Annotated in this window: 25 protein-coding genes; 6 read left to right on the forward strand and 19 right to left on the reverse strand. The window is 58.9% G+C overall.

Features of this window, described 5'->3' with window-relative positions; genetic code table 11:
* The first annotated feature begins 1 nt into the window (after position 1).
* Positions 2 to 1,342: a sigma-54-dependent transcriptional regulator gene (locus ACYZTU_RS24865; protein WP_461966274.1), complete on the forward strand. Its 1,341-nt coding sequence runs from the start codon at positions 2 to 4 to the stop codon at positions 1,340 to 1,342.
* A 3-nt stretch (positions 1,343 to 1,345) separates the two neighbouring features.
* Here ACYZTU_RS24865 and thiO read toward each other — a convergent pair whose 3' ends face one another.
* Genes thiO through ACYZTU_RS24900 form a run of 7 tightly spaced genes read right to left on the reverse strand, consistent with a single transcriptional unit; the run spans position 1,346 to position 8,067 of the window.
* Entirely contained in the window at positions 1,346 to 2,446 is a 1,101-nt protein-coding gene (gene thiO, locus ACYZTU_RS24870) for a glycine oxidase ThiO (RefSeq protein WP_461966276.1), read from the reverse strand.
* Positions 2,447 to 2,502: 56 nt separating this feature from the next.
* Positions 2,503 to 2,898 (reverse strand): type IV pilin protein, encoded by a 396-nt coding sequence (locus ACYZTU_RS24875; RefSeq protein ID WP_461966278.1) that lies wholly within the window; start codon positions 2,896 to 2,898, stop codon positions 2,503 to 2,505.
* 14 nt (positions 2,899 to 2,912) lie between these two features.
* Positions 2,913 to 5,960 (reverse strand): pilus assembly protein, encoded by a 3,048-nt coding sequence (locus tag ACYZTU_RS24880; RefSeq protein WP_461966280.1) that lies wholly within the window; start codon positions 5,958 to 5,960, stop codon positions 2,913 to 2,915.
* A complete protein-coding gene (locus ACYZTU_RS24885) occupies positions 5,947 to 6,426 on the reverse strand; it encodes a pilus assembly PilX family protein (RefSeq protein WP_461966282.1) in 480 nt (159 codons plus the stop codon). The genes ACYZTU_RS24880 and ACYZTU_RS24885 overlap by 14 nt, the downstream gene beginning before the upstream one ends.
* An 11-nt stretch (positions 6,427 to 6,437) precedes the next feature.
* The gene (locus ACYZTU_RS24890; protein ID WP_461966284.1) at positions 6,438 to 7,151 is read right to left on the reverse strand and encodes a PilW family protein; all 714 of its coding nucleotides are present in this window, start codon (positions 7,149 to 7,151) and stop codon (positions 6,438 to 6,440) included.
* A complete protein-coding gene (gene pilV, locus ACYZTU_RS24895; RefSeq protein WP_461966286.1) occupies positions 7,148 to 7,597 on the reverse strand; it encodes a type IV pilus modification protein PilV in 450 nt (149 codons plus the stop codon). Before pilV ends, ACYZTU_RS24890 begins: the two co-directional genes overlap by 4 nt.
* Positions 7,594 to 8,067, reverse strand: a complete 474-nt coding sequence (locus ACYZTU_RS24900) for a GspH/FimT family pseudopilin (protein WP_461966288.1) — start codon at positions 8,065 to 8,067, stop codon at positions 7,594 to 7,596. Before ACYZTU_RS24900 ends, pilV begins: the two co-directional genes overlap by 4 nt.
* A gap of 131 nt (positions 8,068 to 8,198) precedes the next feature.
* Between ACYZTU_RS24900 and ACYZTU_RS24905 the strand changes: the two genes are divergently transcribed.
* Positions 8,199 to 8,756, forward strand: coding sequence for a GspH/FimT family pseudopilin (locus ACYZTU_RS24905; protein ID WP_461966290.1), 558 nt, complete (start codon positions 8,199 to 8,201; stop codon positions 8,754 to 8,756).
* On the opposite strand, the gene ispH is transcribed toward ACYZTU_RS24905, so the two are convergent.
* The 6 genes from ispH to murJ form a co-directional block, all read right to left on the reverse strand.
* The gene (gene ispH, locus ACYZTU_RS24910) at positions 8,725 to 9,672 is read right to left on the reverse strand and encodes a 4-hydroxy-3-methylbut-2-enyl diphosphate reductase (protein WP_348124531.1); all 948 of its coding nucleotides are present in this window, start codon (positions 9,670 to 9,672) and stop codon (positions 8,725 to 8,727) included. The genes ACYZTU_RS24905 and ispH overlap by 32 nt on opposite strands.
* Positions 9,673 to 9,835: 163 nt before the next feature.
* Positions 9,836 to 10,273 carry an FKBP-type peptidyl-prolyl cis-trans isomerase gene (gene fkpB, locus ACYZTU_RS24915; RefSeq protein WP_461971157.1) on the reverse strand — a complete coding sequence of 146 codons (438 nt, stop codon included), beginning with the start codon at positions 10,271 to 10,273 and terminating at the stop codon, positions 9,836 to 9,838.
* A 7-nt stretch (positions 10,274 to 10,280) separates the two neighbouring features.
* Positions 10,281 to 10,793 carry a signal peptidase II gene (lspA, locus tag ACYZTU_RS24920; protein ID WP_282381086.1) on the reverse strand — a complete coding sequence of 171 codons (513 nt, stop codon included), beginning with the start codon at positions 10,791 to 10,793 and terminating at the stop codon, positions 10,281 to 10,283.
* Positions 10,786 to 13,617, reverse strand: a complete 2,832-nt coding sequence (gene ileS, locus ACYZTU_RS24925) for an isoleucine--tRNA ligase (RefSeq protein WP_461966292.1) — start codon at positions 13,615 to 13,617, stop codon at positions 10,786 to 10,788. Before ileS ends, lspA begins: the two co-directional genes overlap by 8 nt.
* Complete coding sequence (gene ribF, locus ACYZTU_RS24930) at positions 13,618 to 14,568, reverse strand: bifunctional riboflavin kinase/FAD synthetase (RefSeq protein ID WP_461966293.1); 951 nt, start codon at positions 14,566 to 14,568, stop codon at positions 13,618 to 13,620. It lies immediately after the preceding gene.
* Positions 14,569 to 14,697: 129 nt separating this feature from the next.
* On the reverse strand, positions 14,698 to 16,236 hold the full coding sequence (gene murJ, locus ACYZTU_RS24935) for a murein biosynthesis integral membrane protein MurJ (protein WP_282381079.1): 1,539 nt from the start codon (positions 16,234 to 16,236) through the stop codon (positions 14,698 to 14,700).
* A gap of 252 nt (positions 16,237 to 16,488) precedes the next feature.
* Between murJ and rpsT the strand changes: the two genes are divergently transcribed.
* Positions 16,489 to 16,767 (forward strand): 30S ribosomal protein S20, encoded by a 279-nt coding sequence (gene rpsT / locus ACYZTU_RS24940; RefSeq protein WP_008154937.1) that lies wholly within the window; start codon positions 16,489 to 16,491, stop codon positions 16,765 to 16,767.
* Positions 16,768 to 16,885: 118 nt separating this feature from the next.
* Here rpsT and ACYZTU_RS24945 read toward each other — a convergent pair whose 3' ends face one another.
* From ACYZTU_RS24945 to rplU, 5 genes are all read right to left on the reverse strand, one after another.
* Positions 16,886 to 17,350, reverse strand: coding sequence for a CreA family protein (locus ACYZTU_RS24945; protein ID WP_461966295.1), 465 nt, complete (start codon positions 17,348 to 17,350; stop codon positions 16,886 to 16,888).
* A gap of 12 nt (positions 17,351 to 17,362) precedes the next feature.
* Complete coding sequence (proB, locus tag ACYZTU_RS24950) at positions 17,363 to 18,481, reverse strand: glutamate 5-kinase (protein ID WP_461971159.1); 1,119 nt, start codon at positions 18,479 to 18,481, stop codon at positions 17,363 to 17,365.
* A 123-nt stretch (positions 18,482 to 18,604) separates the two neighbouring features.
* Positions 18,605 to 19,828 carry an Obg family GTPase CgtA gene (cgtA, locus tag ACYZTU_RS24955; RefSeq protein ID WP_461966297.1) on the reverse strand — a complete coding sequence of 408 codons (1,224 nt, stop codon included), beginning with the start codon at positions 19,826 to 19,828 and terminating at the stop codon, positions 18,605 to 18,607.
* 193 nt (positions 19,829 to 20,021) lie between these two features.
* On the reverse strand, positions 20,022 to 20,297 hold the full coding sequence (rpmA, locus tag ACYZTU_RS24960; RefSeq protein ID WP_003215862.1) for a 50S ribosomal protein L27: 276 nt from the start codon (positions 20,295 to 20,297) through the stop codon (positions 20,022 to 20,024).
* Between the two features lie 34 nt (positions 20,298 to 20,331).
* Positions 20,332 to 20,646: a 50S ribosomal protein L21 gene (rplU, locus tag ACYZTU_RS24965; protein ID WP_007901869.1), complete on the reverse strand. Its 315-nt coding sequence runs from the start codon at positions 20,644 to 20,646 to the stop codon at positions 20,332 to 20,334.
* A gap of 240 nt (positions 20,647 to 20,886) precedes the next feature.
* On the opposite strand from rplU, the gene ACYZTU_RS24970 reads away from it, so the two are divergent.
* The 3 genes from ACYZTU_RS24970 to ACYZTU_RS24980 all read left to right on the forward strand — a co-directional run bounded on the left by ACYZTU_RS24970 (position 20,887) and on the right by ACYZTU_RS24980 (position 22,772).
* Positions 20,887 to 21,855: a polyprenyl synthetase family protein gene (locus tag ACYZTU_RS24970; RefSeq protein WP_461966299.1), complete on the forward strand. Its 969-nt coding sequence runs from the start codon at positions 20,887 to 20,889 to the stop codon at positions 21,853 to 21,855.
* Positions 21,856 to 21,967: 112 nt separating this feature from the next.
* Positions 21,968 to 22,309 (forward strand): zinc ribbon domain-containing protein YjdM, encoded by a 342-nt coding sequence (locus ACYZTU_RS24975; protein WP_461966301.1) that lies wholly within the window; start codon positions 21,968 to 21,970, stop codon positions 22,307 to 22,309.
* A gap of 205 nt (positions 22,310 to 22,514) precedes the next feature.
* Entirely contained in the window at positions 22,515 to 22,772 is a 258-nt protein-coding gene (locus ACYZTU_RS24980) for a PA4570 family protein (protein ID WP_030129462.1), read from the forward strand.
* 134 nt (positions 22,773 to 22,906) lie between these two features.
* Here ACYZTU_RS24980 and ACYZTU_RS24985 read toward each other — a convergent pair whose 3' ends face one another.
* The gene (locus tag ACYZTU_RS24985) at positions 22,907 to 23,524 is read right to left on the reverse strand and encodes an FKBP-type peptidyl-prolyl cis-trans isomerase (RefSeq protein WP_282381064.1); all 618 of its coding nucleotides are present in this window, start codon (positions 23,522 to 23,524) and stop codon (positions 22,907 to 22,909) included.
* Between the last annotated feature and the right edge of the window lie 115 nt (positions 23,525 to 23,639).

Raw genomic sequence — 23,639 nt, forward strand, 5'->3', positions numbered from 1 at the left:
CATGAGCCCCCAGCAAAAAGTCCTGATCGTCGACGACGAACCGGATATCCGCGAACTCCTGGAAATCACCCTGGGACGGATGAAACTCGACACCTTCAGTGCCCGCAACCTGGGCGAAGCCCAGGCCCTGCTGACGCGGGAGACGTTTGACCTGTGCCTGACCGACATGCGCCTGCCAGATGGCACCGGCCTTGAGCTGGTGCAATACATCCAGCAACGCCACCCACAAGTACCGGTGGCAATGATTACTGCTTATGGCAGCCTGGAAACCGCGATCAACGCCCTCAAGGCCGGCGCCTTTGACTTCCTGACCAAACCGGTGGACCTCACCCGCCTTCGGGAGCTGGTCAGCAGCGCGCTGCGTTTGCCTGCGTCGGGCGGCACTGGCACGGCCATCGATCGCCGGCTGCTGGGTGACTCACTGCCCATGCGTGCCCTGCGCAAACACATCGACAAACTGGCCCGCAGCCAAGCGCCGGTGTACATCAGCGGCGAATCCGGCAGCGGCAAGGAATTGGTCGCGCGACTGATCCACGAGCAAGGATCGCGCGCCAGCCAGCCGTTTATTCCGATCAACTGCGGGGCTATTCCGTCGGAATTAATGGAGAGCGAATTTTTCGGCCATCGCAAAGGCAGCTTCAGCGGTGCCATCGAAGACAAACCCGGACTGTTTCAGGCCGCCCATGGTGGCACTTTGTTCCTCGACGAAGTGGCTGATTTGCCGCTGGCGATGCAGGTCAAGCTGCTACGGGCAATACAGGAAAAAGCCGTTCGCGGTGTCGGCGAGCAGCAGGAAACCGTGGTCGATGTTCGTATCCTTTGCGCCACCCACAAAGACCTCGACGCCGAAGTCGCCGCCGAACGCTTTCGCCAGGATTTGTACTACCGGTTGAACGTGATCGAACTACGGGTGCCGCCCTTGCGCGAACGCCGTGACGACATCGAATTGCTCGCCAGCCACGTGCTCAACCGTTTGGCCATCAGCACCGGCCAACCCGCCGTGAAACTCCACCCGGATGCCCTCGACGCGCTGAAAAGTTATCGCTTCCCCGGCAACGTGCGGGAACTGGAGAACGTGCTCGAACGGGCTCACACCTTGTGCGAAAACAAGCAGATCGAAGCCAGCGACCTGCGACTGGCCGAAGGCAACTGCAACCCGGAAGGCGGTGTGCCGGACCTGACGCAGATCGACAACCTGGAAGACTACCTGGAAAACGTCGAACGCAAACTGATCCTCCAGGCCCTGGAAGAAACCCGCTGGAACCGCACGGCGGCGGCTCAGCGGTTGAGTCTTTCATTCAGGTCGATGCGCTACAGGCTCAAAAAACTGGGACTCGATTGAGTCTCAGATTCGTCCTACCGGCGCATACGGTGCCGGATCAATGATCGGCTCACGCCCCAGCATCACATCCGCAAACAACTGACACGACGCCGGCGCCAGCACCAAGCCGTTACGGTAATGCCCGCAATTGAGCCAGAGCCCTTCGAACCCTGGCACCCGACCGATGTAGGGAATGCCTTCCGGCGAGCCAGGTCGCAACCCGGCCCAGTGCCCCACGACCTCGGCATCCGCCAGTGCAGGAATCAACTCCTCCGCCGATGCCTTCAGGCTCTCTAGGGCAGCTTCGGTCGGTGTCTTGTCGAAGCCTTCATGCTCCAGCGTACTGCCAATCAGAATGTGCCCATCGCGCCGAGGAATTGCATAACGCCCCTTGGCCAGAACCATGCTCGGCAGGAAATCCGCGGCGCATTTGTAGAGAATCATCTGCCCTTTCACCGGCTCGACCGGCAAGTCCAGGCCCAGGCTTTTAAGTAAATCACCGCTCCAGGCACCCGCGGTCAGAACCACCTGATCGCCATGAATAGCACCCGCTGTGGTCTGCACGCCAACCACCGAAGCGCCTTCATGGATAAACCCGCTGACCTCACACTGCTCATGAATCGTCACGTTCGGCAGTGCAAGCAACGCCGCCTTGAGGGACTTCACCAGCCGTGGATTACGCACATTGGCCACATCAGCCATGTAGATCGCCCGGGAAAAACCGCTCCCCAGCACCGGCACCGCGTCGTGTGCTGCCGAGATATCCACAGCCCGCAACGGACGATTTTCCCGCTCGGCCCAGGCCAGCGCCTCGGCCTCATCATCCAGATCCAGCCAGTACAACCCGGTGGTATGCACTTCAGGATCGACACCGGTGGCTGCAAACAAACGCTCGCCCAGCTGTGGATAAAAATCCTGGGACCAATGCGCCAACGCGGTGACCGCCGGGCTGTAGCGCCACGGGTAGAGCGGCGAAACAATACCGCCGCCGGCCCAGGACGATTCCTGACCAACGTTCGAGCGATCCAGCAGCACAACGCTTTGCACTTCGGACGCGAGGTTGAACGCTGTCAGCAGGCCAATCACTCCGCCTCCGACAATCACCACTTGCTGTTGCCTGGTCATGTTCTGATCCAACCGTTAAATAGACAGAGGACGCAAAAGGCGCCCGAAAAAGGAACTCAGCGACCCCAGCAATCCTTGGTCGCGGCCGTCCCATTGACCATGCTTCTGACGCCAGTGTTGGTGATGGTGAAATCCCCACACTTGTCCGTCGCCATGGCTTTGCCAGCCTTGCGAACTGCCGTCAGCAGGAAGGTCTGATCGGTCAGGGTTGGGGTGATGGTGTAAAAGTCGTTACCGGCGCTCAGGCCGGTGGCATTGGTGTAGACATTATTCTTCGAATAGTAGCGTTCAAGGACCTGCGCTTGTTCCGAGAGCAAGCCGGCGACTTCAGTGCGGCGGCCCTTTTTCACGTACTCGGTGAGGCTCGGGTAGCCAATGGTGATGACGATCCCGATGATCGCAATCACGATCATGATTTCGATCAGGGTAAAACCTCGATTGGATCTGCGCATGCCTCAACTCTCACTTACTGTATTTGTCGCCACATGATGCGACGGTTGACACCACCGCCGGGCTTTTCCACCAGGGAGCTGATGCCACCGCTGGAGTCGTTCACAATCTTGCGGGACGCATTGTTGACGATCGCGTTCAGCGTCGGAATACCACCGGTGAAAATCACCCCGCTGGAAATCGAATCCTTGATGTCGACCAGACCGTCGCCATTGGTGTCGAGCACCGCGTAGTTGAGCATCTTACCGCTGAATGCATCGAGTTCGACCAGTTTGCCGGTACCGAAACTGGCGCAAGGGTCGGTGGTGTCCACGCTGGCCGTGGTGAACACGATCCGGCCGGCCACCAGACTGGCCTGATTGATCACCCGCTCACCAGTCAGCACGTTGTTGTACACCAACGGCAGGTACCAGCCTTTTTTCGCCGGATAGGTCACGTCGTTCTGGCTGGTGGTGATGAATTGCCCACTGCTACCGGAGAACACACCGGTCACCGCCTGGGCCTGCAAAGTGGACGTTGTGATTTGCCCGGAGCCACCTTCCGCATCCCACACTGCATAGAACGCCTGGAGGTCTTTGTTGGTCTTGTCGGCCGTCTCGTTGAACTTACCGGTGCCGAAAAATACTTCCTTCCCTCCCAACGAGTTATCCGCCAGCAATGGTTGCGCGGTAATCGGCTGGGTGACGCCACCCGCGGTGGTAAACAGCGGTTTGCGGGAAAACGCCAGATCCCACGATTCCGGGGCGGTGGCGCTCAAATCAAACTTCCACAGCCGCCCCTTCAAGTCGCCGCCATAAGCGGCCTGCACCACATTTTGCGAGTTGACCCGAAGTTTTACCGACGACAGGCCGTTGGTAGTCTCGGCGCCGTCGACCACTATTTTCTTGATCAGCGTGCCGTCGCGAATGTCCACCACGTACAACGCTGCCACCCCGGAGTTGCTGCCATAACCGTTGGAGATGAATGCGGCCCATCGACCGTCGGCCAAGCGTGCCACTTCCGGTCGTGCATAGGCATAACCCAGATCATTGAAAACGTTCGCCGAGTTTGCTGTGGCCGGTGCGCTGATTTCCCACAACGCCTTGGTCACGTTACCGGCCGAGGCGTCGAACAGCTGCAACGCGTAGAAGGTCCTGCCCCCCGCCCCTGTTCCACCCAATGCCAGGGTTTTCCAGGCGCTGTTGAGTTGGGCATCGAACACCCCCACTTGGCCGTCCACCAAAAACTTGTGGCTCACCCCGTTTATATAAGTCGGGTCGGCGATATAGCGCAGTGACGGCAACACACTGGACGGCATAAAAGCGTAACGCCGTGCGCCATTGGACGTGTTGATGACGTTTACAAAGCCGTCGTTGGCGTTCACCACGAGGCTGGCGTTCATGCTTGCCGCTTTGGTTGCCAGATACGTGCTGTAAGTGGTGTCGCCTGACAGATCGGACGCGGTTTTATCCGTGGGTGACGCCAAGGCCAACGGCGAATTGATGATGTCGCCAAGCAGCACACTGCGCACTTTCAGGCCGGCCTTGTTGGTGCCCTTGCTCCACTCCACCAGATCTCTGCCGGTGATGCCGGTGGGCAAACTCTGGCTGAGGGATGTTTGCTGGGCAGGGGAAAAGTTGGCGTAGGTCAACGTCACAGCCGCATTAGTCAGGGTGTTCCAGGATTGATAGGTCGGCGCCGTGGCACCGGGCACGATGGCGGTATCGGTGGTCCATAACACCGAGGCGGTGTCGACCGCGCCACCGGAGGTAAATCCGTAGGACTTGATCGTGCCGCGCCAGTCCTTGGGGTCGTAACTGGTCTGGAAGAAACTCGAACCGCTGGCCAGAGTGGTCCCGCTGGCGACGCCACTGCCGCCGGAACCGGCCTTGGAGGTGATATCGCTCAGCGCGGACGAAAGTGCACTGCCGAGCCCCGCATTGTCGGTCGCCTGGTAATACTTGCCCTGCCCGTAACTCGCCGCGTCCGACAACATCTGGTTCGCAGTGGCGAAACCCACGGTGTAGGTATTCATGTTCTGCTTTGGAAAATCCGCAGCGTCCCAGCTTTTGCTCGCAGAATCGGTGCCGGTCGTGCGCATGTCGATGTCGAAGGCGAACTTGGCGATGTCATCCAGATAAAGGGTATCGCCCTCATTGTCGCCACCGGGGCCGTCGTTGTTTACACCGTCCCAATTGGGTAGTCGGGTACCGCCCAAGGGATCGGTGGTCGGGAAAGTCCGGTCATAGGTGGGCAAGCCGTCGGTAATCACCACACCATAGTTCTTCTGGCAGCGGTACTGGATCGGGCTGGTGTAGGTGGTGGGCGTCGAGTTGTAGAACGGCGCCATGCCGCGCATGTAGCGGGTGACCTCGTAATAGGTTTCCGCCAGTGGGGTATTGGCGACAGCGCCCAAGCCTTTGATCGACGTGATCAGATCGTTAAAGTTGCTCTCCACCGACAGATCGCTAATGGAGCGGGCGATGTAGCCACCATTTCCGGCATTGTTGCTGGTGGCCGGGTTGAACGTCGCCAGGCCTATACGCACCCCGCGGTTATTGGTCACCAGATCAGTGGACACCTTGCGCGCAACGTTCATTCGGTAATCGGTGGGGATTGATCCAGTGGTGAAATCCCGGGAGTCGCCGTTGGCCAACCCCACAAGGTACGAAATGTAATCAGCGGAATATCGGGTATTTTCACTGCCTACCGGGTCAGGCAGCTTGAGGCACTGGGGCGCGAGACTGTTGTTGTAAAACGCGTAGTAACCGTTGGGACAACCGGACGTCGGCAAGCTGGAGAGGAAGATCGTGTCACCGGTGATGTTGGAGAAACCCAAACACAGCCCCAGCAATGCATTGCATTGCCGGGCCGGGGTTCGGTTCACGGCCGGATCGAACCCCGCCGCCCAGATGATGTTGTTCATGCTCCCCGAATCGTCGATCAACAACATCAGGTTAGGCGCGACAGCAGCGGCGCTCAACAGCGGAGAATCCGACGGCGTGAAGGCATACGCTGGCGCTGAGAGATAAAACCCCAATAGCACGCCGCAAACCAGGCGCCACAGCCGTTTAGTACTTCGCATAGATACTCTCCACCACACTGCGCGAGTTGCCCGCGATGCCGACTGCGGTCACGCGGTACAGCGTTGTCGAGGTGTTGCTCGGCACATTCACGGCGGTCAGGGTGGTGCCGATGTTCTGCACCCCGTACAAACCGCTGCCGGAGGCGATCCAGGTCACCCCCGAGGTGGAATTGAAGCCGGCGCCGGTGATTGTCGACGACTCGGCTGGTGGCGCGCATTGGGTGGTGCCGCTACAGACCGGCAACGAAAAGGTATCCAGTTGCACCGCACTTTCACCCACGCGCAACGCCGACTCGGCGCCCTGGAACGACTGATTGCGCAAAGTCACGCTGGCCGCCATTTTTTCCTGCAGGGTGGCGTTTTGCATCGATGAAAGACCGATCAGTGTCAGCAACAGAAGAAACACCAGGCTAACCAGCAGCGCCATGCCGCGCTGGGAGTGAGGGGTCTCGGGAGAAATACTCATCGGCCCTCCCCTCATGGCAAGCGGTTGCGCAGAGCGGCAACCACGTTGAAGGTTTGATTGCGTACCCGGTTGTTCGGGTCCGTGAGAGTCAACGTCAGGCGAACACTACGAATGCGCGCCGGATCGGAGGGGTTGCGGCTGTAACTGGAGGCGGCAACGTCAGTGGCCGAACTGGCGAGGCCGAAGCTCACGTTGAATTCGCTGACGTTGTTCACCAGCACCGCCTGAGTCGGCGTGCCGGTACCGACACCCATCAGCAGTTGATTGTTGCTGAAGCTGTAGATCAAGCGCCGGATCGGAAACACCAGCTCGCCCGACGCCGGAACTCGGGCACCCGTGTAGGCCGTTGCACTGTTCCGACAATCGGAAACCACCGTCCAGGTCGGTACCCCGCCACTGCCGCCGACATCCGCAGTCACCAGGGTCAGCTTGAGGTTGGCGTTGTCCCAACTGATGGGCGTTGTCTGGCTGGCATTGAAGTCACCCGCCGAGCTTGAATCGGTGACCGCCCCCAGACATCCGAACATGCCGACCATGCGGATTTCCTGAATCATCTTGCTCAGCACGAACCGCGCATCTTCCTGCATGGCGGCAGCGGCGTTCTGGCTGACATAGGTGTTCTTGGCCGCGATGAAAATCTGCGCCACGCCCAGGACCACGACCAAACTCAATGCCAGGGCGATCAGTAACTCGATCAGGCCGAAACCTCTATTGGACCGGTTCATGGCGTCGGCACCGGGTCGACGGTGGCACGACTGGTCAGGACGAAACTGCGCCGCGAATTGGCGATGTTCGCAGCCCGCGAGTCATCCCAGGTGATGGTGATGGTGTACACCCGCTGATTGAGCGTAACGCTTCCGGTGGTAGTGGCGCCGCCGAAATCGACAATGTTGGTGGTGAAGTCGTAGAGGTCCTGGTCCCGGGCGACGCTCAGATTGCCCGAGGTCGGTGGCGTGACAGTGTAGTCGGCGCCGGAGTTGGCGCGAATGCGGTCCATCATGTCGTAGGCGATAAAACTGGCCTGGCTGGTCATCCGCGAACTGTCTGTGTACTTCAGCGCATTGAGCTGAATCGCCGCAGCCCCTAACAGCCCCACGCTCAGAATCAACAACGCAACCAAGACTTCGATCAGCGTCATGCCCTCCTGTGCACGCTTGCTCCATCCCCTCATCCGCAGCTTCCACCCAATAGAATTCGTCCGTTCAAACACACATTCAGCGTCCTGCTTTGCGCCCCCAGTACATAGCTGATCACTACCGCCGTGGACGGTGCCGACAACCCGCCCAGATTGTTGAAATCGATGGGGGTCACTCCTGAGGTTAGCGTCAGAGTCGCCCCGCTGCTCATCGCTGGAACAACCCGCAATACTTTGGCCAATTTGCCAGTACCGTCATAGACCGACAGATCCCCGGTCCAGGCACCGCCTTCCGCCGTTGGGCGAACCCGGGTGGTGACACCCCGATCGATCGCCTCAAGTCGGGCGAAATTCAGACCACGTTGCAGATCGCCGATTTCGGTGTCGGCCTTGGTGATTTGCACCGAACGGGTAAACGCTGGCACGGCCAGAGTGATCAGGACCAGAAATACCGCGAGCGCGACCAGCAACTCGATCAGCGTGAAACCTTTTGTACGATGATCCATCGGTGCCCTCGGTTGCCGTCGGCTATACCTGCTTCTACACGCTAGAACATTCGACCGGCAGGGGTTCGGTTGTTTTGCCATTACTCGCGCAGGGATCGCGCGGGCCGCAGCACTCCAGGGAGGGAGATGACATGCATCAGCGAGGTTTCAGCCTGATCGAACTGCTCATGGGACTGACAATTGTCGGGATTGTTCTACTATTGGTCAGTCCGGCGTTTGCAGCGCTGACTGAATCGAATCATCGCGAGCAGGTGGCAGAGTCGCTTATCAGCGGTATACGCAACGCCAGAACCGTTGCCATCACACGCAACCAGAGTGTCGTGATTCACGCCATCAACGGCGACTGGAGTCAGGGCTGGCGGATCATTCTGGATATCAGTGGCAAAGGGGCGGAGGACAACAGCAATCCGCTGCTGGTTGAGCGCGCGAGTGGCACTCGGGTGCCGATTGTCGGCAATTGGCCGGTCAGGCGATACATACGTTTCAACAGTATTGGCGAGCCACAGATGCCTGGACGGGCCTTTCAAGCGGGGACATTGCACATTTGCGCAGCCCGCGAACCGGTCACTCAGCTCCAGGTGGTGCTGGCCGCGACCGGCCGCGTCAGCCTACGCAGCCATAAGACTGAGCAGGCGCTGTGCCCGGGGGGCAAAAGCGTTAAAGCAGCGAACGGACGCGCAACTCTTTAGGCATGGAGAAGGTGATGTTCTCCTCGCGACCGGCCAGTTCGTCGGCGCCGGTAGCGCCCCACGCCTGTAACTGCTGGATCACACCACGCACCAGGACTTCTGGTGCGGAGGCGCCAGCGGTGATGCCGATTCGCTCGACACCCTCGAACCAGCTCTTTTGCAGGTCTTCGGCACCGTCGATCAGGTAGGCCGGAGTGGCCATGCGTTCGGCCAGTTCACGCAAGCGGTTGGAGTTGGAGCTGTTCGGGCTGCCGACCACCAACACCACGTCGCATTCGTCGGCCAGTTGCTTGACCGCGTCCTGACGGTTTTGCGTGGCGTAGCAGATGTCGTCCTTGCGCGGGCCACCGATCGCCGGGAAGCGCGTACGCAGTGCGTCGATGACGCGACTGGTATCGTCCATGGACAGGGTGGTCTGGGTCACGAACGCCAGTTTTTCAGGGTTGTTCACCTGCAATGCGGCGACGTCTTTCTCGTCTTCAACCAGATAGATCGCGCCACCGTTGCTGCCATCGTACTGGCCCATGGTGCCTTCGACTTCCGGGTGACCGGCGTGGCCGATGAGGATGCACTCACGACCGTCGCGGCTGTAGCGCGCCACTTCGATGTGCACCTTGGTCACCAGCGGACAGGTAGCGTCGAACACCTTAAGACCACGGCCGGCAGCTTCGGTACGTACAGCCTGGGAAACACCGTGGGCACTGAAGATCACGATGACGTCGTCCGGCACCTGATCCAGCTCTTCGACGAAGATCGCTCCACGAGCACGCAGGTCTTCGACGACGAATTTGTTGTGGACCACTTCGTGGCGCACGTAGATCGGCGGCCCAAAGACTTCCAGGGCTCGGTTGACGATTTCGATCGCACGGTCCACTCCGGCGCAGAAGCCACGGGGGTTGGCGAGTTTGATTTGCATGCTGTGCCTCGTGTCTTGCGCGCAAGAAGTTAGAACATTGTAGGAGCAGAGCTTGCTCGCGAAAGCGGTGTGTCAGTCAACATTGATGCTGAATGTGATGACGCCTTCGTCGGAACGCCGCCCGGAGCAAGCTCTGCTCCTACAGGTGACCGTGTTCGGTCAGTTACAGCGACTTGACGTTGATGATCTCGACGTCAAAGGTCAATGTCTTGCCGGCCAACGGGTGGTTGAAGTCGATGGTCACTTGCTCGTCATCGAATTCCTTCACTACGCCGGGCAACTCAGTATTGGCCGCATCGTTAAAGATCACCAGCAAGCCAGGCGACAGGTCCATGTCCTTGAACTGCGAGCGCGGGATGATCTGCACGTTCTGCGGGTTGGGTTGGCCAAAAGCGTTTTCCGGCGCAATTGTCAGCGTACGCTTGTCGCCAGCCTTGAAGCCGAACAGCGCTGCTTCGAAACCTGGCAACAGGTTACCGTCACCGACCTTGAAGGTCGCCGGGGCTTTGTCGAAGGTGCTGTCGACGGTGTCGCCGTTCTCCAGGCGCAGTGCAAAGTGCAAGGTGACTTCCGTGTTCTGGCGGATGCGTTGCTCAGCCAATACCTGTTCAGTCATGAACGGCTTCTCCAGTCTTTTTACTTTTGAACATATCCAGCGCAAGCATCACGGCACCGACAGTAATTGCACTGTCGGCAAAGTTGAACGCCGGGAAGTACCAGCGATTTTGCCAATGCACTAGGATGAAATCGATCACATGGCCATAGGCAATGCGGTCATACAAATTGCCCAGCGCGCCACCCAGCACCAGCGCCAAAGCGACGGCCAGCCAGGTTTCGTTGCGCCCCAGACGCTTGAGCCAGACCACCAGCACGGCACTGACCACCACAGCGATCAGCGCAAACAACCAGCGCTGCCAGCCAGAGCTGTCGGCCAGGAAACTGAACGCCGCGCCTGTGTTGTAGGCCAGTGTCCAGCTGAACAGATCGGGGATCACCACGATTTGCTGGTACATCTCGAGCTTGCCTTCGAAGTAGAACTTGCTGGCCTGGTCGATGACCAGGACAAGCAAACTCAACCAGAGCCAGCTCAGCCGTCCGAAACGGCCAGCAGCATTAGGCATAGTGACGAACCTCGCCAGCGCCGCTGATGTTGTCGACGCAACGGCCACAGATTTCCGGATGCTCCGGGTTTACGCCGACGTCTTCACGGCAGTGCCAGCAACGGGCGCACTTGGCGAAGGCCGACTTGACGATTTTCAACTTCAGGCCGCTGACTTCGGTGACTACCGCGTCCTCTGGTGACTGAACAAAAGGCGCAACGCTGGCGGTCGAGGTGATCAGAACGAAACGCAGTTCGTTGCTCAGCTTGGCCAGATCGGCGCTCAGCGCCTCTTCGGCGAACAGCGTCACTTCGGCTTGCAGATTGCCGCCGACAGCCTTGGCCGCGCGCTGGATTTCCATTTCCTTGTTGACCGCGACCTTCACCGCCATGATCCGCTCCCAGTAGGCGCGGCCCAGCTCGACGTTTTCCGGCAGTTCGGTCAGGCCTTCGTACCAAGTGTTGAGCATCACCGACTCATTACGCTCGCCCGGCAGGTATTCCCACAGTTCGTCCGCGGTGAACGCGAGGATCGGCGCGATCCAGCGCACCAGCGCTTCGGAGATGTGGTACAGCGCGGTTTGCGCCGAACGGCGGGCCTTGCTGTTGGCGCCAGTGGTGTACTGACGGTCCTTGATGATGTCCAGGTAAAAACCGCCCAACTCCTGCACGCAGAAATTGTGGATCTTGGAGTAGACGTTCCAGAAACGGTATTCGCCGTAGTGCTCTTGCAACTCGCGTTGCAGCAGCAGGGTGCGGTCAACGGCCCAACGGTCCAGCGCCAGCATTTCTTCGGCTGGGAGGATGTCGGTTGCCGGGTTGAAACCGGTCAGGTTGGAGAGCAGGAAGCGCGCGGTGTTACGGATACGCCGGTAGGCGTCCGCACTGCGTTGCAGGATCTGTTCGGAAACCGCCATTTCACCCGAGTAATCGGTGGAAGCGACCCACAGACGCATGATATCGGCGCCCAGGGTGTCGTTGACCTTTTGTGGCGCGATCACGTTGCCCAAGGACTTGGACATCTTGCGACCGGACTCGTCGACGGTGAAGCCGTGAGTCAGCAGCTCGCGGTACGGCGCGTGATTGTCGATGGCGCAACCGGTCAGCAGCGACGAGTGGAACCAGCCACGGTGTTGGTCCGAGCCTTCCAGGTACAAGTCGGCACGCGGGCCGGTCTCGTGGCCCATCGGGTGCGAACCGCGCAGGACATGCCAGTGCGTGGTGCCCGAATCGAACCAGACGTCCAGGGTGTCGCTGATCTTGTCGTACTGCGGCGCTTCGTCACCGAGCAACTCGGCGGCGTCCATCTTGAACCAGGCTTCGATGCCTTCGACTTCGACGCGCTTGGCGACTTCTTCCATCAGCTCGGCGGTTCGTGGGTGCAGCTCGCCGCTTTCCTTGTTCAGGAAGAACGGGATCGGCACGCCCCAGTTACGCTGACGGGAGATGCACCAGTCCGGACGGTTGGCGATCATCGAGTGCAGGCGCGCCTGGCCCCAGGCCGGAACGAACTTGGTCTCTTCGATGGCTTTGATCGCGCGCTTGCGCAGGGTGTCGCCGCTGACAGGCTCTTTGTCCATGCCGATGAACCACTGCGCGGTGGCGCGGTAGATCAGTGGAGTCTTGTGACGCCAGCAGTGCATGTAACTGTGTTCGATGATGGTGGTGTGCAGCAGCGCGCCGACTTCGGTCAGCTTGTCGACGATGGCCGGGTTGGCCTTCCAGATGAACTGGCCGCCGAAGAACTCCAGCGACGTCGCGTAGACGCCGTTGCTCTGTACCGGATTGAGGATGTCGTCGTTGACCATGCCGTACTTCTTGCAAGTCACGAAGTCGTCCACGCCGTAAGCCGGTGCGGAGTGAACCACGCCGGTGCCGGCGCCCAGTTCGACATACTCGGCCAAGTAAACCGGCGACAGACGGTCGTAGAACGGGTGACGGAAGTTGATCAGTTCCAGTTCCGAACCGGTGGTGGTCGCGATGACCGAGCCTTCCAGGCTGTAACGGGCCAGGCACGACTCGACCAGCTCTTCAGCCAGCACCAGCAGTTTGTCGCCGACGTCGACCAGGGCGTAGTTGAATTCCGGGTGAACGTTCAGCGCCTGGTTGGCCGGAATGGTCCACGGGGTGGTGGTCCAGATCACGATCGAAGCAGGTTTGCCCAGCGACGGCAGACCGAAAGCGGCAGCCAGCTTGGCTTCGTCGGCAATCGGGAAGGCCACGTCGATGGTCGAGGACTTTTTGTTCTCGTACTCGACTTCCGCTTCAGCCAGGGCCGAACCGCAGTCGAAGCACCAGTTCACAGGCTTCAGGCCCTTGAACACAAAACCGCCCTTGACGATTTCAGCCAGGGCACGGATTTCACCGGCCTCGTTTTTGAAGTCCATGGTCTTGTACGGGTTGGCAAAGTCGCCCAACACGCCCAGACGGATGAATTCGGATTTCTGACCTTCGATCTGCTCGGTGGCATACGCACGGCACAGTTCGCGGGTCTTGTCCGCGCCCAGGTTCTTGCCGTGGGTCACTTCGACTTTGTGCTCGATCGGCAGACCGTGGCAGTCCCAGCCAGGAACATAAGGCGCATCGAAACCCGACAGGGTTTTCGAGCGGAGAATCATGTCCTTGAGAATCTTGTTCAGCGCATGACCGATGTGAATCGTGCCGTTGGCGTACGGAGGACCGTCGTGAAGTACGAACTTCGGACGATCCTTGCCAATCTCGCGCAACTTACCGTACAGGCCAATGCTGTCCCAGCGCTGCAGAATCTGCGGTTCGCGCTGAGGCAGGCCGGCCTTCATTGGGAAGGCGGTGTCCGGAAGGTTTAGCGTGGCTTTATAGTCGGTCATTTAAGGCTCTTCATTAGCGATTGGCGCTAGGTGCGACAGGGCACGGGCGGCGGCAACATCCGCATTGATCGCCGTCTTAAGCGCCTCCAGAGAGGCGAAACGCTGCTCTTCACGCAGCTTGTGGTGGAAAACCACCGTCAAACGCCGGTCATACAGATCGCCGGCAAAATCTAAAAGGTGCACTTCGAGGTGGGCTTTGCCATCCCCTTGTACCGTGGGCCGCACGCCAATGTTGGCGACGCCTGGCCAGGTCTTGCCGTCGATATCGACGTTGACCAGGTAAACCCCGGTCAGCGGCACGCGACGACGCTTAAGTTGTATGTTGGCGGTCGGCGTGCCCAGTTGCCGTGCCAGCTTCTGGCCATGCAGGACCCGCCCGGTGATCTGGAAAGGACGACCGAGCAGCCGTTCGGCCAAGGCGAAATCGGCGGCGGCCAAGGCATTTCGCACCTGAGTGCTGCTGACGCGAATGCCGTCCAGTTCGACGGTTTGCGCCGCTTCGACGGTGAAGCCCTGTATCACGCCGGCCTGTTGCAGGAAATCGAAATCCCCAACCCGGTCGCAGCCGAAACGAAAGTCGTCACCGACCTCCAGATGCTGGACCCCGAGACCGTCCACCAGAATGGTGTCGACGAATTCGCTGGCGCTGAGCTTGCTCAAGCGCTGATTGAAGGCCAGGCACAGGACCCGGTCGACACCTTCTTCAGCCAGCAGCTGCAGCTTGTCCCGTAGCCGGGCCAGACGGGCCGGAGCCGTGTCAGGGGCGAAGAATTCTCGCGGCTGCGGCTCGAAAATCACCACGCAGCTGGGCACGCCCAACTCGAGCGCTCGCTCACGTAGCCTCGCCAGGATCGCCTGGTGGCCACGGTGAACACCGTCAAAGTTGCCAATAGTGGCGACACAGCCCCGATGCTGGGGGCGCAGATTGTGGAGGCCTCGAACCAGCTGCATAACGCGCTTCTTGCTCATAAAGTGGTCGATTATAACCACACCCGGCGGCCGACGACAGGCAACACCGTAACCCAAAGTAATCGAACCGACAAAACCGTCGATTCGCCCGTGTTTATTAAAGCAAGGACCTTAGCTCAAGGCCTTGCGATTGAAGTCGCGCAAACGGAAGCCCATCAACAGCAACATGCCGAAATAAGCGACCACACCAGCAACAACCAGTGCGCCCAGACGCAGGAACCGTTCAAGCATATGGCCCTGATCCCACGTCGGCATGAAGTGCATCCCGACCAGTAGCACAACAGACATCACCAGCACCGCGATCACTAGTTTGGCAGCGAACTTTGCCCAACCCGGTTGCGGCTGATACATCTGCTGCTTGCGGAGTTGATAGAACAGCAGGCTGGCGTTAATGCACGCACCGATGCTGATGGCCAAAGCCAGACCGGCATGGGCCAGCGGGCCGATCAATACCAGGTTGAACAATTGGGTAACGATCAGGGTGAAAATCGCGATTTTTACCGGCGTGCGGATGTTTTGTTGCGCATAAAAGCCCGGCGCCAGCACTTTGATCACGATAATCCCGAGCAAACCGACCGAATAAGCGATCAGCGCCCGCTGAGTCATGGAGGCGTCAAACGCGCTGAACTGGCCGTACTGAAACAGCGAAACGGTCAACGGCTCGGCGAGAATCCCCAGCGCCAGTGAGCACGGCAACACCAACACGAAACACAAACGCAGACCCCAATCGAGGATCCGCGAATATTCCTGGCGATCCTTGCTGGCGTAGGTCTTGGCCAGGGTCGGCAGGAGAATCGTACCCAGCGCCACACCCAGAACGCCGGAAGGCAACTCCATCAAACGGTCGGCGTAGTACATCCAGGACACGGAACCGGCGACCAGGAACGAGGCGAAAATGGTGTTGATGATCAGCGAAATCTGGCTCACGGACACGCCGAGAATCGCCGGAAGCATTTGTTTCATGACCCGCCAGACGCCGCTGTCACGCAGGTTCAGACGTGGCAACACCAGCAGGCCAATCTTCTTCAGGTGCGGCAACTGATAGAGCAATTGCGCCAGGCCGCCCACCAGTACTGCCCAGCCCAACGCCATGACCGGCGGATCGAAATACGGCGTCAGAAACAACGAAAAGATGATCATGCTGACGTTGAGCAGGGTCGGCACGAAGGCCGGCACCGAGAAGCGGTTATACGTATTGAGGATCGCCCCGGCCAATGAAGACAGGGAGATCAGCAATATATAAGGAAAGGTCACCCGCAGCAGATCGGACGTCAGCTCGAATTTTTCCGGCGTATCGGTGAAACCCGGCGCGGTCGCCCAGATGACCCACGGCGCGGCGATCATGCCCAAAGCGGTGACCAGCGCCAGCACCAGCGTCAGCAGGCCCGATATGTAAGCAATGAAGGTTCGCGTCGCCTCCTCGCCCTTCTGGCTTTTGTATTCAGCAAGAATCGGCACGAACGCCTGGGAAAAGGCCCCCTCGGCGAAGATCCGCCGCAGCAGATTGGGCAGTTTGAAGGCGATAAAGAAGGCGTCGGTCGCCATCCCCGCGCCAAATGTACGCGCGATAAGGGTGTCACGTACGAACCCCAGAACCCGGGAAAGCATCGTGATAGAGCTGACGGCGGCCAACGATTTGAGCAGATTCATTGAAAGAGTTTGTGCCTGTCGATAAACAGCAGGCGAACAAAGCGCCTACTTATGCGATACTCCGCGCCGCAGCAGCACAGAGCCAAAGCTCGCGAGTTTACAGGTCAAGCGCCGGAAATAAATATCCCGCCTCTTTATACCTACCACTTAGCGGAACGTCTCAACCGCCCTTGACAAGACATCAACTCATCGGCATGATTCGCGGCCTATTTTGTTTGCTATTTCCTAAAAAGTCTTTCGAGGAGCTCGACGGTGGCCAACACACCTTCCGCCAAAAAACGTGCAAAACAGGCTGAGAAGCGTCGCAGCCACAACGCCAGCCTGCGTTCCATGGTTCGTACCTACATCAAGAATGTAGTTAAAGCCATTGACGCAAAAGACGCTGAAAAAGCTCAAGCTGCTTATGTTCTGGCCGTGCCAGTTATCGACCGTATGGCCGATAAAGGCATCATCCACAAGAACAAGGCTGCTCGTCATAAGAGCCGCCTGAACGGTCACGTCAAGGCTCTGAACCTTGCTGTTGCCGCATAAGCGATAAGCTTGTTAAAAAACCGACCCTGAGGTCGGTTTTTTATTGCCTGCGATTTGAGTAAACGCAGCGCAAAAAAATGGGAAGGGCCAGGCCCCTCCCATTTTGATCTTCCTCAAATTACCGAGCGTTCGCCCACGGCAAAATTGGAATCGCCGTCACCGCATTCTGCGGACTGCCTTCGATCACTCGATCGCTGTAGACCAGGTACACCAGCGTATTGCGCTTCTTGTCCAGGAATCGCACCACCTGCATGGTCTTGAACACTAGCGACGTGCGCTCCTTGAACACCTCATCGCCATCCTTCAACTCGCCTTTGAAGCTGATCGGCCCGACCTGACGGCAAGCGATAGAGGCTTCAGCGCGATCTTCAGCCAACCCCAAACTGCCCTTCACGCCGCCCGTCTTGGCTCGTGACAGGTAGCAGGTCACGCCCTCGACCTTTGGATCATCAAACGCTTCAACGACGATACGGTCGTTCGGGCCGACGAACTTGAACACCGTCGACACCTGTCCAATCTCCTCGGCCGAGGCCAGCAGCGGCATCGCCAACAGCAGGCCCAACAATCCTTTTGCAACGCGCATTCGAGTATTCCTTCAGACCAGGATCAGGTTATCGCGGTGAACCAGTTCCGGCTCCGCCATGTAACCCAACAGACCGACAATCGCCTCAGACGACTGACCGATGATTTTTTGTGCTTCCAACGCGCTGTAGTTGGCCAGTCCTCGGGCGATTTCACGACCGTCCGGCGCCACGCAAACCACCATCTCGCCACGACGGAAGCTACCCTGGACCAGCTTGACACCTACGGGAAGCAAACTTTTATTGCCTTGGGACAGCGCCGTCACAGCACCAGCATCCAGCACGAGCGTGCCGCGGGTTTGCAGGTGCCCAGCCAGCCATTGCTTGCGCGCCGCCAGCATGCCGCGCTCAGGTGAAAGCAAGGTGCCGATGCGCTCGCCCGCCTTGAGGCGATCCAGCACGCGCTCAATACGCCCGCCGACGATGATGGTATGCGCACCGGAACGAGCCGCCAGCCGCGCAGCACGCAATTTGGTCTGCATGCCGCCCCGCCCCAGCGCACCACCTGTGCCGCCCGCCACCGCATCCAGCGCCGGATCATCGGCGCGCGCTTCGTAAATCAGATTGGCGTTAGGGTTGTTGCGCGGATCGGCGTCGAACATGCCATCGCGATCGGTGAGAATCACCAGCAAGTCAGCTTCGACCAGGTTGGCTACCAGCGCCGCCAGGGTGTCGTTGTCACCGAAACGAATTTCGTCGGTGACCACAGTGTCGTTTTCGTTGATCACCGGAATAACTTTCAACTCAACCAACGCTCGCAAGGTGCTGCGGGCGTTCAGGTAGCGCTTGCGGTCGGACAAGTCGTCGTGAGTCAGGAGAATCTGCGCGGTATGCCGGCCATATTCGGCAAAGCTCGACTCCCAGGCCTGCACCAGGCCCATCTGACCGATGGCGGCAGCGGCCTGCAACTCGTGCATCGCACTGGGTCGTACGGTCCAGCCCAAGCGGCTCATGCCGGCCGCCACCGCCCCGGAGGACACCAGCACCAGCTCGACGCCAGCCTCATGCAAAGCCACCATCTGCTCGACCCAAACACCCATTGCCGCGCGATCCAGGCCCTTGCCGTCCGCTGTCAGCAAAGCGCTGCCGATCTTCACGACCCAACGCTGCGCACCTGTCACCTTGCTCCGCATCATCTTCAACCTTAGCTTGAGGACAGCGCGACCCAGCGCTGCCCGTGACGTTATTCGTGACTACCGATTTCCAGATACTAAAACGCCGCTCGATTGAGCGGCGTTTAAGTTTACTGCAACGAATCAGTCACGCACGTAAATGATTTCCGGACCGTCTTCGTCATCCACATCTTCTTCATCCCAATCATCGTCGCCGATGTCGTGGACCGACTTCACGCCGCTACGGCGCAGGGCACGCTGGTCATCCAGCGCCTGCAGCTGAGCACGGGCTTCGTCTTCGATGTGCTGATCGAGCTCGGCCAACTCTTCTTTGTAGACCGGGTCGTTAGCCAGGCGATCGGCACGATCTTCCATGTAACGCATGATGTCGTGGCAAAGACGCTCAGTACCCAGCTTGGAGATGGCCGAGATCACGTAGACCGGACCGGTCCATTCCAGGCGATCAACGATCTCCTTGACGCGCTCATCGTGCTCTTCTTCAAGGATCTGGTCGCACTTGTTCAGCACCAGCCAACGATCACGCTCAGCCAGGGACGGGCTGAACTTGGTCAGTTCGCTGACAATCACTTCAGCAGCATCCGGCGCGCTGGCATCATCGAGCGGTGCCATGTCCACGAGGTGCAGCAGCAGACGCGTACGCGACAAGTGCTTGAGGAAACGAATCCCCAGGCCCGCGCCGTCGGAAGCGCCTTCGATCAGACCCGGAATGTCCGCGACCACGAAGCTTTTCCAGCGATCGACACTGACCACGCCCAGGTTCGGCACCAACGTGGTGAACGGGTAGTCGGCGACTTTCGGCTTGGCGGCCGACACCGAACGAATGAAGGTACTCTTGCCAGCATTCGGCAAGCCCAGCAGACCGACGTCAGCCAACACCTTCATTTCCAGCTTCAGATCACGCGCCTCACCCGGTTTGCCCGGAGTGGTCTGACGCGGAGCACGGTTGGTACTGGACTTGAATCGGGTGTTACCCAGACCGTGCCAGCCGCCGTGCGCGACCAAAAGCTTTTGACCGGCCTTGGTCAAGTCGCCGATTATTTCCTGGGTGGCAGAGTCGATGACCGTGGTGCCCACCGGAACACGCAGCACCAGCTCTTCACCTTTCTTGCCGGTGCAGTCAGTGCTGCCGCCGTTGGAACCGCGCTCGGCATCGAAGTGCCGGGTGTAACGGTAGTCCACCAGGGTGTTGAGGTTTTCGTCGGCGATCATATAGACCGAGCCGCCATCACCACCGTCACCGCCGTTCGGGCCGCCGTTTTCAATGAATTTCTCGCGACGGAAGCTCATGCAACCGTTGCCGCCGTCACCGGCCTTTACTCGAATCGATACTTCATCAACAAACTTCATAACACAACGCCTCTCGCCATACGGACGAGCCGAAAAAACCTAGACATAAGACTCTTGCAAAAATGAGCGCAGCGACCTCAATCAACGACCGCAAATCCAGCGCTGGAGCCCATCACAAACAGCTTTGCAAGAGACTCACCCCACAAACGAAAAAGCCCCGTCGCAAGACAGGGCTTTTCCAGCATCTACGTAATTATGCCGCGACGACTTCAGTCTTCGGGACAATGCTTACGTAACGGCGATTGAAAGCGCCTTTTACTTCGAACTTGATCACGCCGTCGATTTTAGCGAACAGAGTGTGATCTTTGCCCATGCCAACGCCGTAGCCAGCGTGGAATTGGGTGCCGCGCTGACGCACGATGATGTTGCCCGGAATGATAACCTGGCCGCCATACATCTTCACGCCAAGGCGTTTGGCTTCTGAGTCGCGACCGTTACGGGTACTACCACCAGCTTTTTTGTGTGCCATGAGTCAATTCTCCTAGTGAGGAATTAGGCTGAAATTAAGCCTGAATACCGGTGATTTTGATCTCGGTGTACCACTGGCGGTGGCCCATACGCTTCATGTGGTGCTTACGACGACGGAACTTGATGATGCGGACTTTATCGTGACGACCTTGGGAGATCACTTCAGCCACAACGGTAGCGCCAGGAACAACTGGAGCGCCGATATTCACGTCGTCGCCATTGGCAACCAACAGAACGCGATCAAAAGTAACGGATTCGCCGGTAGCGATTTCCAGTTTTTCGATCTTCAGGTATTCACCTGGAGCAACTTTGTACTGCTTGCCACCAGTAACGATTACTGCATAAGACATGGTATTTCTCCGATAATCCTGCTCACCCAGCTCTTTATAAGAAGAGGTATTGGCTGGCATGGCTGCATAAGGCTGGAAGGCCTGTTTGCAATTGCGTAAGGCAGGTGCTGCCCAGGAAGTTCAGGGTGCGCGATTGTACGCAAGCTGCCGGGACGTTGCAAGAGGCCGTCCATCGTACCTTGACACCCGCCGACGTGGGTCCTAGCATGCCGCGCAACCCTTCTGGAGCAACTGTCGCTGATGCAACCCCAAGCTTTCTACCGCACGGTGGCGGACGATTTTAGCGCCGTCGACGGCATCATCAAGAAGCAGCTGACTTCCCGAGTGCCGCTGGTATCGAAAATCGGCGACTACATTACCTCGGCTGGCGGTAAACGCCTGCGTCCATTATTAGTGTTGCTGTGTGGCAAGGCCCTGGGCCGCGAAGGCGATGACCTGCGCCTGCTGGCCGCGACCATCGAGTTCCTGCACACCGCGACCCTGCTGCATGACGACGTGGTCGACATGTCCGGCATGCGCCGTGGCCGCTCGACTGCCAACGCCATGTGGGGCAACGCTCCGAGCGTGCTGGTGGGCGACTTCCTGTATTCGCGGTCCTTCGAAATGATGGTCGAACTGGGCTCCATGCCGGTAATGAAGATCCTTTCGCAAGCCACGCGCATCATCGCCGAAGGCGAAGTGTTGCAGCTGTCCAAGGTTCGCGACGCCAGCACCACTGAAGAAACCTATATGGAAGTCATCCGCGGCAAGACCGCGATGCTCTTCGAAGCGTCGACCCACAGCGCCGCAGCTTTGTGCGAAGCCACACCGGAACAGAGCGAAGCGCTGCGTACCTTCGGCGATCACCTGGGCGTAGCCTTCCAACTGGTCGACGACCTGCTGGACTACCGTGGCGACGCGCAAACCCTAGGCAAGAACGTCGGTGACGACCTGGCTGAAGGCAAGCCGACCCTGCCGCTGATCTATACTATGCGTGAAGGTACGCCGGAGCAGGCTGCACTGGTTCGCAAGGCGATCCAGAAAGGCGGTATCGAAGACCTGGAAAGCATCCGCGAAGCCGTGGAAGCGTCAGGCTCGCTGGATTACACCGCCCAACTGGCTCGCGACTACGTGGCCCGCGCGATCAAATGCCTCGATGTGCTGCCAGCCAGCGAGTATCGCGATGCGCTGGTCGAGTTGAGCGAGTTTGCGGTCGCGCGCACGCACTGACAGACCTCAACCTGTGGGGGCCCTCTCCCACAGGTTTGCTCCCTCACCCTCCTCCGCCTAAAAACCCTATACAATGTGCGACTTTTAGCGACCCTGACTCCAAGGAGCTTTAGTGAGCACGTTGCCACCCTGCCCAAAATGCAATTCCGAATACACCTACGAAGACGGCGCCCAGCTGATCTGCCCTGAGTGCGCCCACGAGTGGTCCGCCATCGGCGAAGCCGAAGCAGTGTCCGATGACACCGTGAAAAAGGATTCGGTGGGCAATGTCCTGCAGGACGGCGACACCATCACCGTGATCAAAGACCTCAAGGTCAAAGGCACGTCGCTGGTGGTCAAGGTCGGCACCAAGGTCAAGAACATCCGCCTGTGCGATGGCGATCACGACATCGATTGCAAGATCGACGGCATCGGCCCGATGAAGCTCAAATCCGAGTTCGTCAGAAAAGTCTGAGCCTGTTGTATTCCATCCTGCGCCCTGCGTGGGATGGTGTTTCACCCTCCCCGCTTGACCCAACAGTCCTTCGCAATAGCCAAACGCCAGCCGTTTTGGCCTTACGCAATCTTTACCCGGAAAAAAACACAAACCGCCAATAGGTCCTTGCTATTTAATGAATAAGAATTATTCTCATTGAAACCCATCAATGGAGATGATACCCATGACTTATTTGATCGATGCCTGGCTGGACCGGCCACACCCTTACCTCAGGATCCTCCATCGGGAAACCGGGGAAGTCTGTGCGGTACTTGAAGAAGAAGCCTTGAACGAGCTGCAGGATCAGGGTGATCTGGACGTCAACGGCTTGAGTTCCAGCGAGCCGGTGGTGCTCAAGGAACTGGTGCGCAATCTGTTTCTGTTCTGCTATGCCCGGGCATTGCGCCCGACAAACGAACTGCACCACAAGATCGAACTATGAAGATGGCGCAAAACCCTGTAGGAGCGAGCGGTGCGGCGTTCCGACTTGCCCGCGAAGAGGCCATAACATTCAACATCATCGTTGACTGACACACCGCCTTCGCGAGCAAGCTTCGCTCCTACAAGATCAAGGTCTTACAGAACGTCGAGCAGCTCGACGTCGAATACCAGTACGCTGTGCGGTGGAATGCTGCCAACGCCTTGAGCGCCGTAAGCCAGTTCGCTCGGCACGTACAGACGCCATTTGCTACCGGCGTTCATCAGTTGCAGGGCTTCGGTCCAGCCAGCGATCACGCCGCCGACCGGGAATTCTGCAGGCTGACCACGATCGTAGGAACTGTCGAACACAGTGCCGTCGATCAGGGTGCCGTGGTAGTGAGTACGCACTTGATCTTCACGGGTTGGCTTGGCGCCTTCACCGGCGGTCAGCACTTCGAATTGCAGGCCGGAAGCCAGGGTGGTGATGCCGTCACGCTTGGCGTTTTCAGCCAGGAATGCCAGGCCTTCGCCAGCAGCTGCTTCAGCTTTGGCGGCTGCTTCAGCTTGCATGATTTCGCGGATCACCTTGAAGCTTGCGGACATTTCTTCCTGACCCACACGGCTTTCCTTGCCGGCGAATGCGTCGGTCAGACCCGCCAGGATCGCGTCCAGGTTAACGCCCGGTGGCGGGTTGTCGCGCAGTTGGTCGCCCAGCTGACGGCCAATACCGTAGCTGACGCGGGTTTCGTCGGTGGACAGATTTACTTCGGACATGACACTGCTCCGCTGTGCGGACGGCTCTGGAACTTGCCGTGCGTGCACAGCGCATTCCGAAGCGCCCGGAACCAAAAGGGCCAGCAGACTAGCACAGATGCCATCGCGTTGATGA

The sequence above is a fragment of the Pseudomonas sp. HLT2-19-2 genome, assembly GCF_054898005.1.

What these genes read in the sequence shown, in the direction of transcription:
- ACYZTU_RS24865 (WP_461966274.1), top strand. Translation starts at nt 2, where the DNA reads ATGAGCCCCCAGCAAAAAGTCCTGATCGTCGACGACGAACCGGATATC.
- thiO (WP_461966276.1), bottom strand. Translation starts at nt 2,446, where the DNA reads ATGACCAGGCAACAGCAAGTGGTGATTGTCGGAGGCGGAGTGATTGGC.
- ACYZTU_RS24875 (WP_461966278.1), bottom strand. Translation starts at nt 2,898, where the DNA reads ATGCGCAGATCCAATCGAGGTTTTACCCTGATCGAAATCATGATCGTG.
- ACYZTU_RS24880 (WP_461966280.1), bottom strand. Translation starts at nt 5,960, where the DNA reads ATGCGAAGTACTAAACGGCTGTGGCGCCTGGTTTGCGGCGTGCTATTG.
- ACYZTU_RS24885 (WP_461966282.1), bottom strand. Translation starts at nt 6,426, where the DNA reads ATGAGTATTTCTCCCGAGACCCCTCACTCCCAGCGCGGCATGGCGCTG.
- ACYZTU_RS24890 (WP_461966284.1), bottom strand. Translation starts at nt 7,151, where the DNA reads ATGAACCGGTCCAATAGAGGTTTCGGCCTGATCGAGTTACTGATCGCC.
- pilV (WP_461966286.1), bottom strand. Translation starts at nt 7,597, where the DNA reads ATGAGGGGATGGAGCAAGCGTGCACAGGAGGGCATGACGCTGATCGAA.
- ACYZTU_RS24900 (WP_461966288.1), bottom strand. Translation starts at nt 8,067, where the DNA reads ATGGATCATCGTACAAAAGGTTTCACGCTGATCGAGTTGCTGGTCGCG.
- ACYZTU_RS24905 (WP_461966290.1), top strand. Translation starts at nt 8,199, where the DNA reads ATGCATCAGCGAGGTTTCAGCCTGATCGAACTGCTCATGGGACTGACA.
- ispH (WP_348124531.1), bottom strand. Translation starts at nt 9,672, where the DNA reads ATGCAAATCAAACTCGCCAACCCCCGTGGCTTCTGCGCCGGAGTGGAC.
- lspA (WP_282381086.1), bottom strand. Translation starts at nt 10,793, where the DNA reads ATGCCTAATGCTGCTGGCCGTTTCGGACGGCTGAGCTGGCTCTGGTTG.
- ileS (WP_461966292.1), bottom strand. Translation starts at nt 13,617, where the DNA reads ATGACCGACTATAAAGCCACGCTAAACCTTCCGGACACCGCCTTCCCA.
- ribF (WP_461966293.1), bottom strand. Translation starts at nt 14,568, where the DNA reads ATGCAGCTGGTTCGAGGCCTCCACAATCTGCGCCCCCAGCATCGGGGC.
- murJ (WP_282381079.1), bottom strand. Translation starts at nt 16,236, where the DNA reads ATGAATCTGCTCAAATCGTTGGCCGCCGTCAGCTCTATCACGATGCTT.
- ACYZTU_RS24945 (WP_461966295.1), bottom strand. Translation starts at nt 17,350, where the DNA reads ATGCGCGTTGCAAAAGGATTGTTGGGCCTGCTGTTGGCGATGCCGCTG.
- proB (WP_461971159.1), bottom strand. Translation starts at nt 18,481, where the DNA reads ATGCGGAGCAAGGTGACAGGTGCGCAGCGTTGGGTCGTGAAGATCGGC.
- cgtA (WP_461966297.1), bottom strand. Translation starts at nt 19,828, where the DNA reads ATGAAGTTTGTTGATGAAGTATCGATTCGAGTAAAGGCCGGTGACGGC.
- rpmA (WP_003215862.1), bottom strand. Translation starts at nt 20,297, where the DNA reads ATGGCACACAAAAAAGCTGGTGGTAGTACCCGTAACGGTCGCGACTCA.
- rplU (WP_007901869.1), bottom strand. Translation starts at nt 20,646, where the DNA reads ATGTCTTATGCAGTAATCGTTACTGGTGGCAAGCAGTACAAAGTTGCT.
- ACYZTU_RS24970 (WP_461966299.1), top strand. Translation starts at nt 20,887, where the DNA reads ATGCAACCCCAAGCTTTCTACCGCACGGTGGCGGACGATTTTAGCGCC.
- ACYZTU_RS24980 (WP_030129462.1), top strand. Translation starts at nt 22,515, where the DNA reads ATGACTTATTTGATCGATGCCTGGCTGGACCGGCCACACCCTTACCTC.
- ACYZTU_RS24985 (WP_282381064.1), bottom strand. Translation starts at nt 23,524, where the DNA reads ATGTCCGAAGTAAATCTGTCCACCGACGAAACCCGCGTCAGCTACGGT.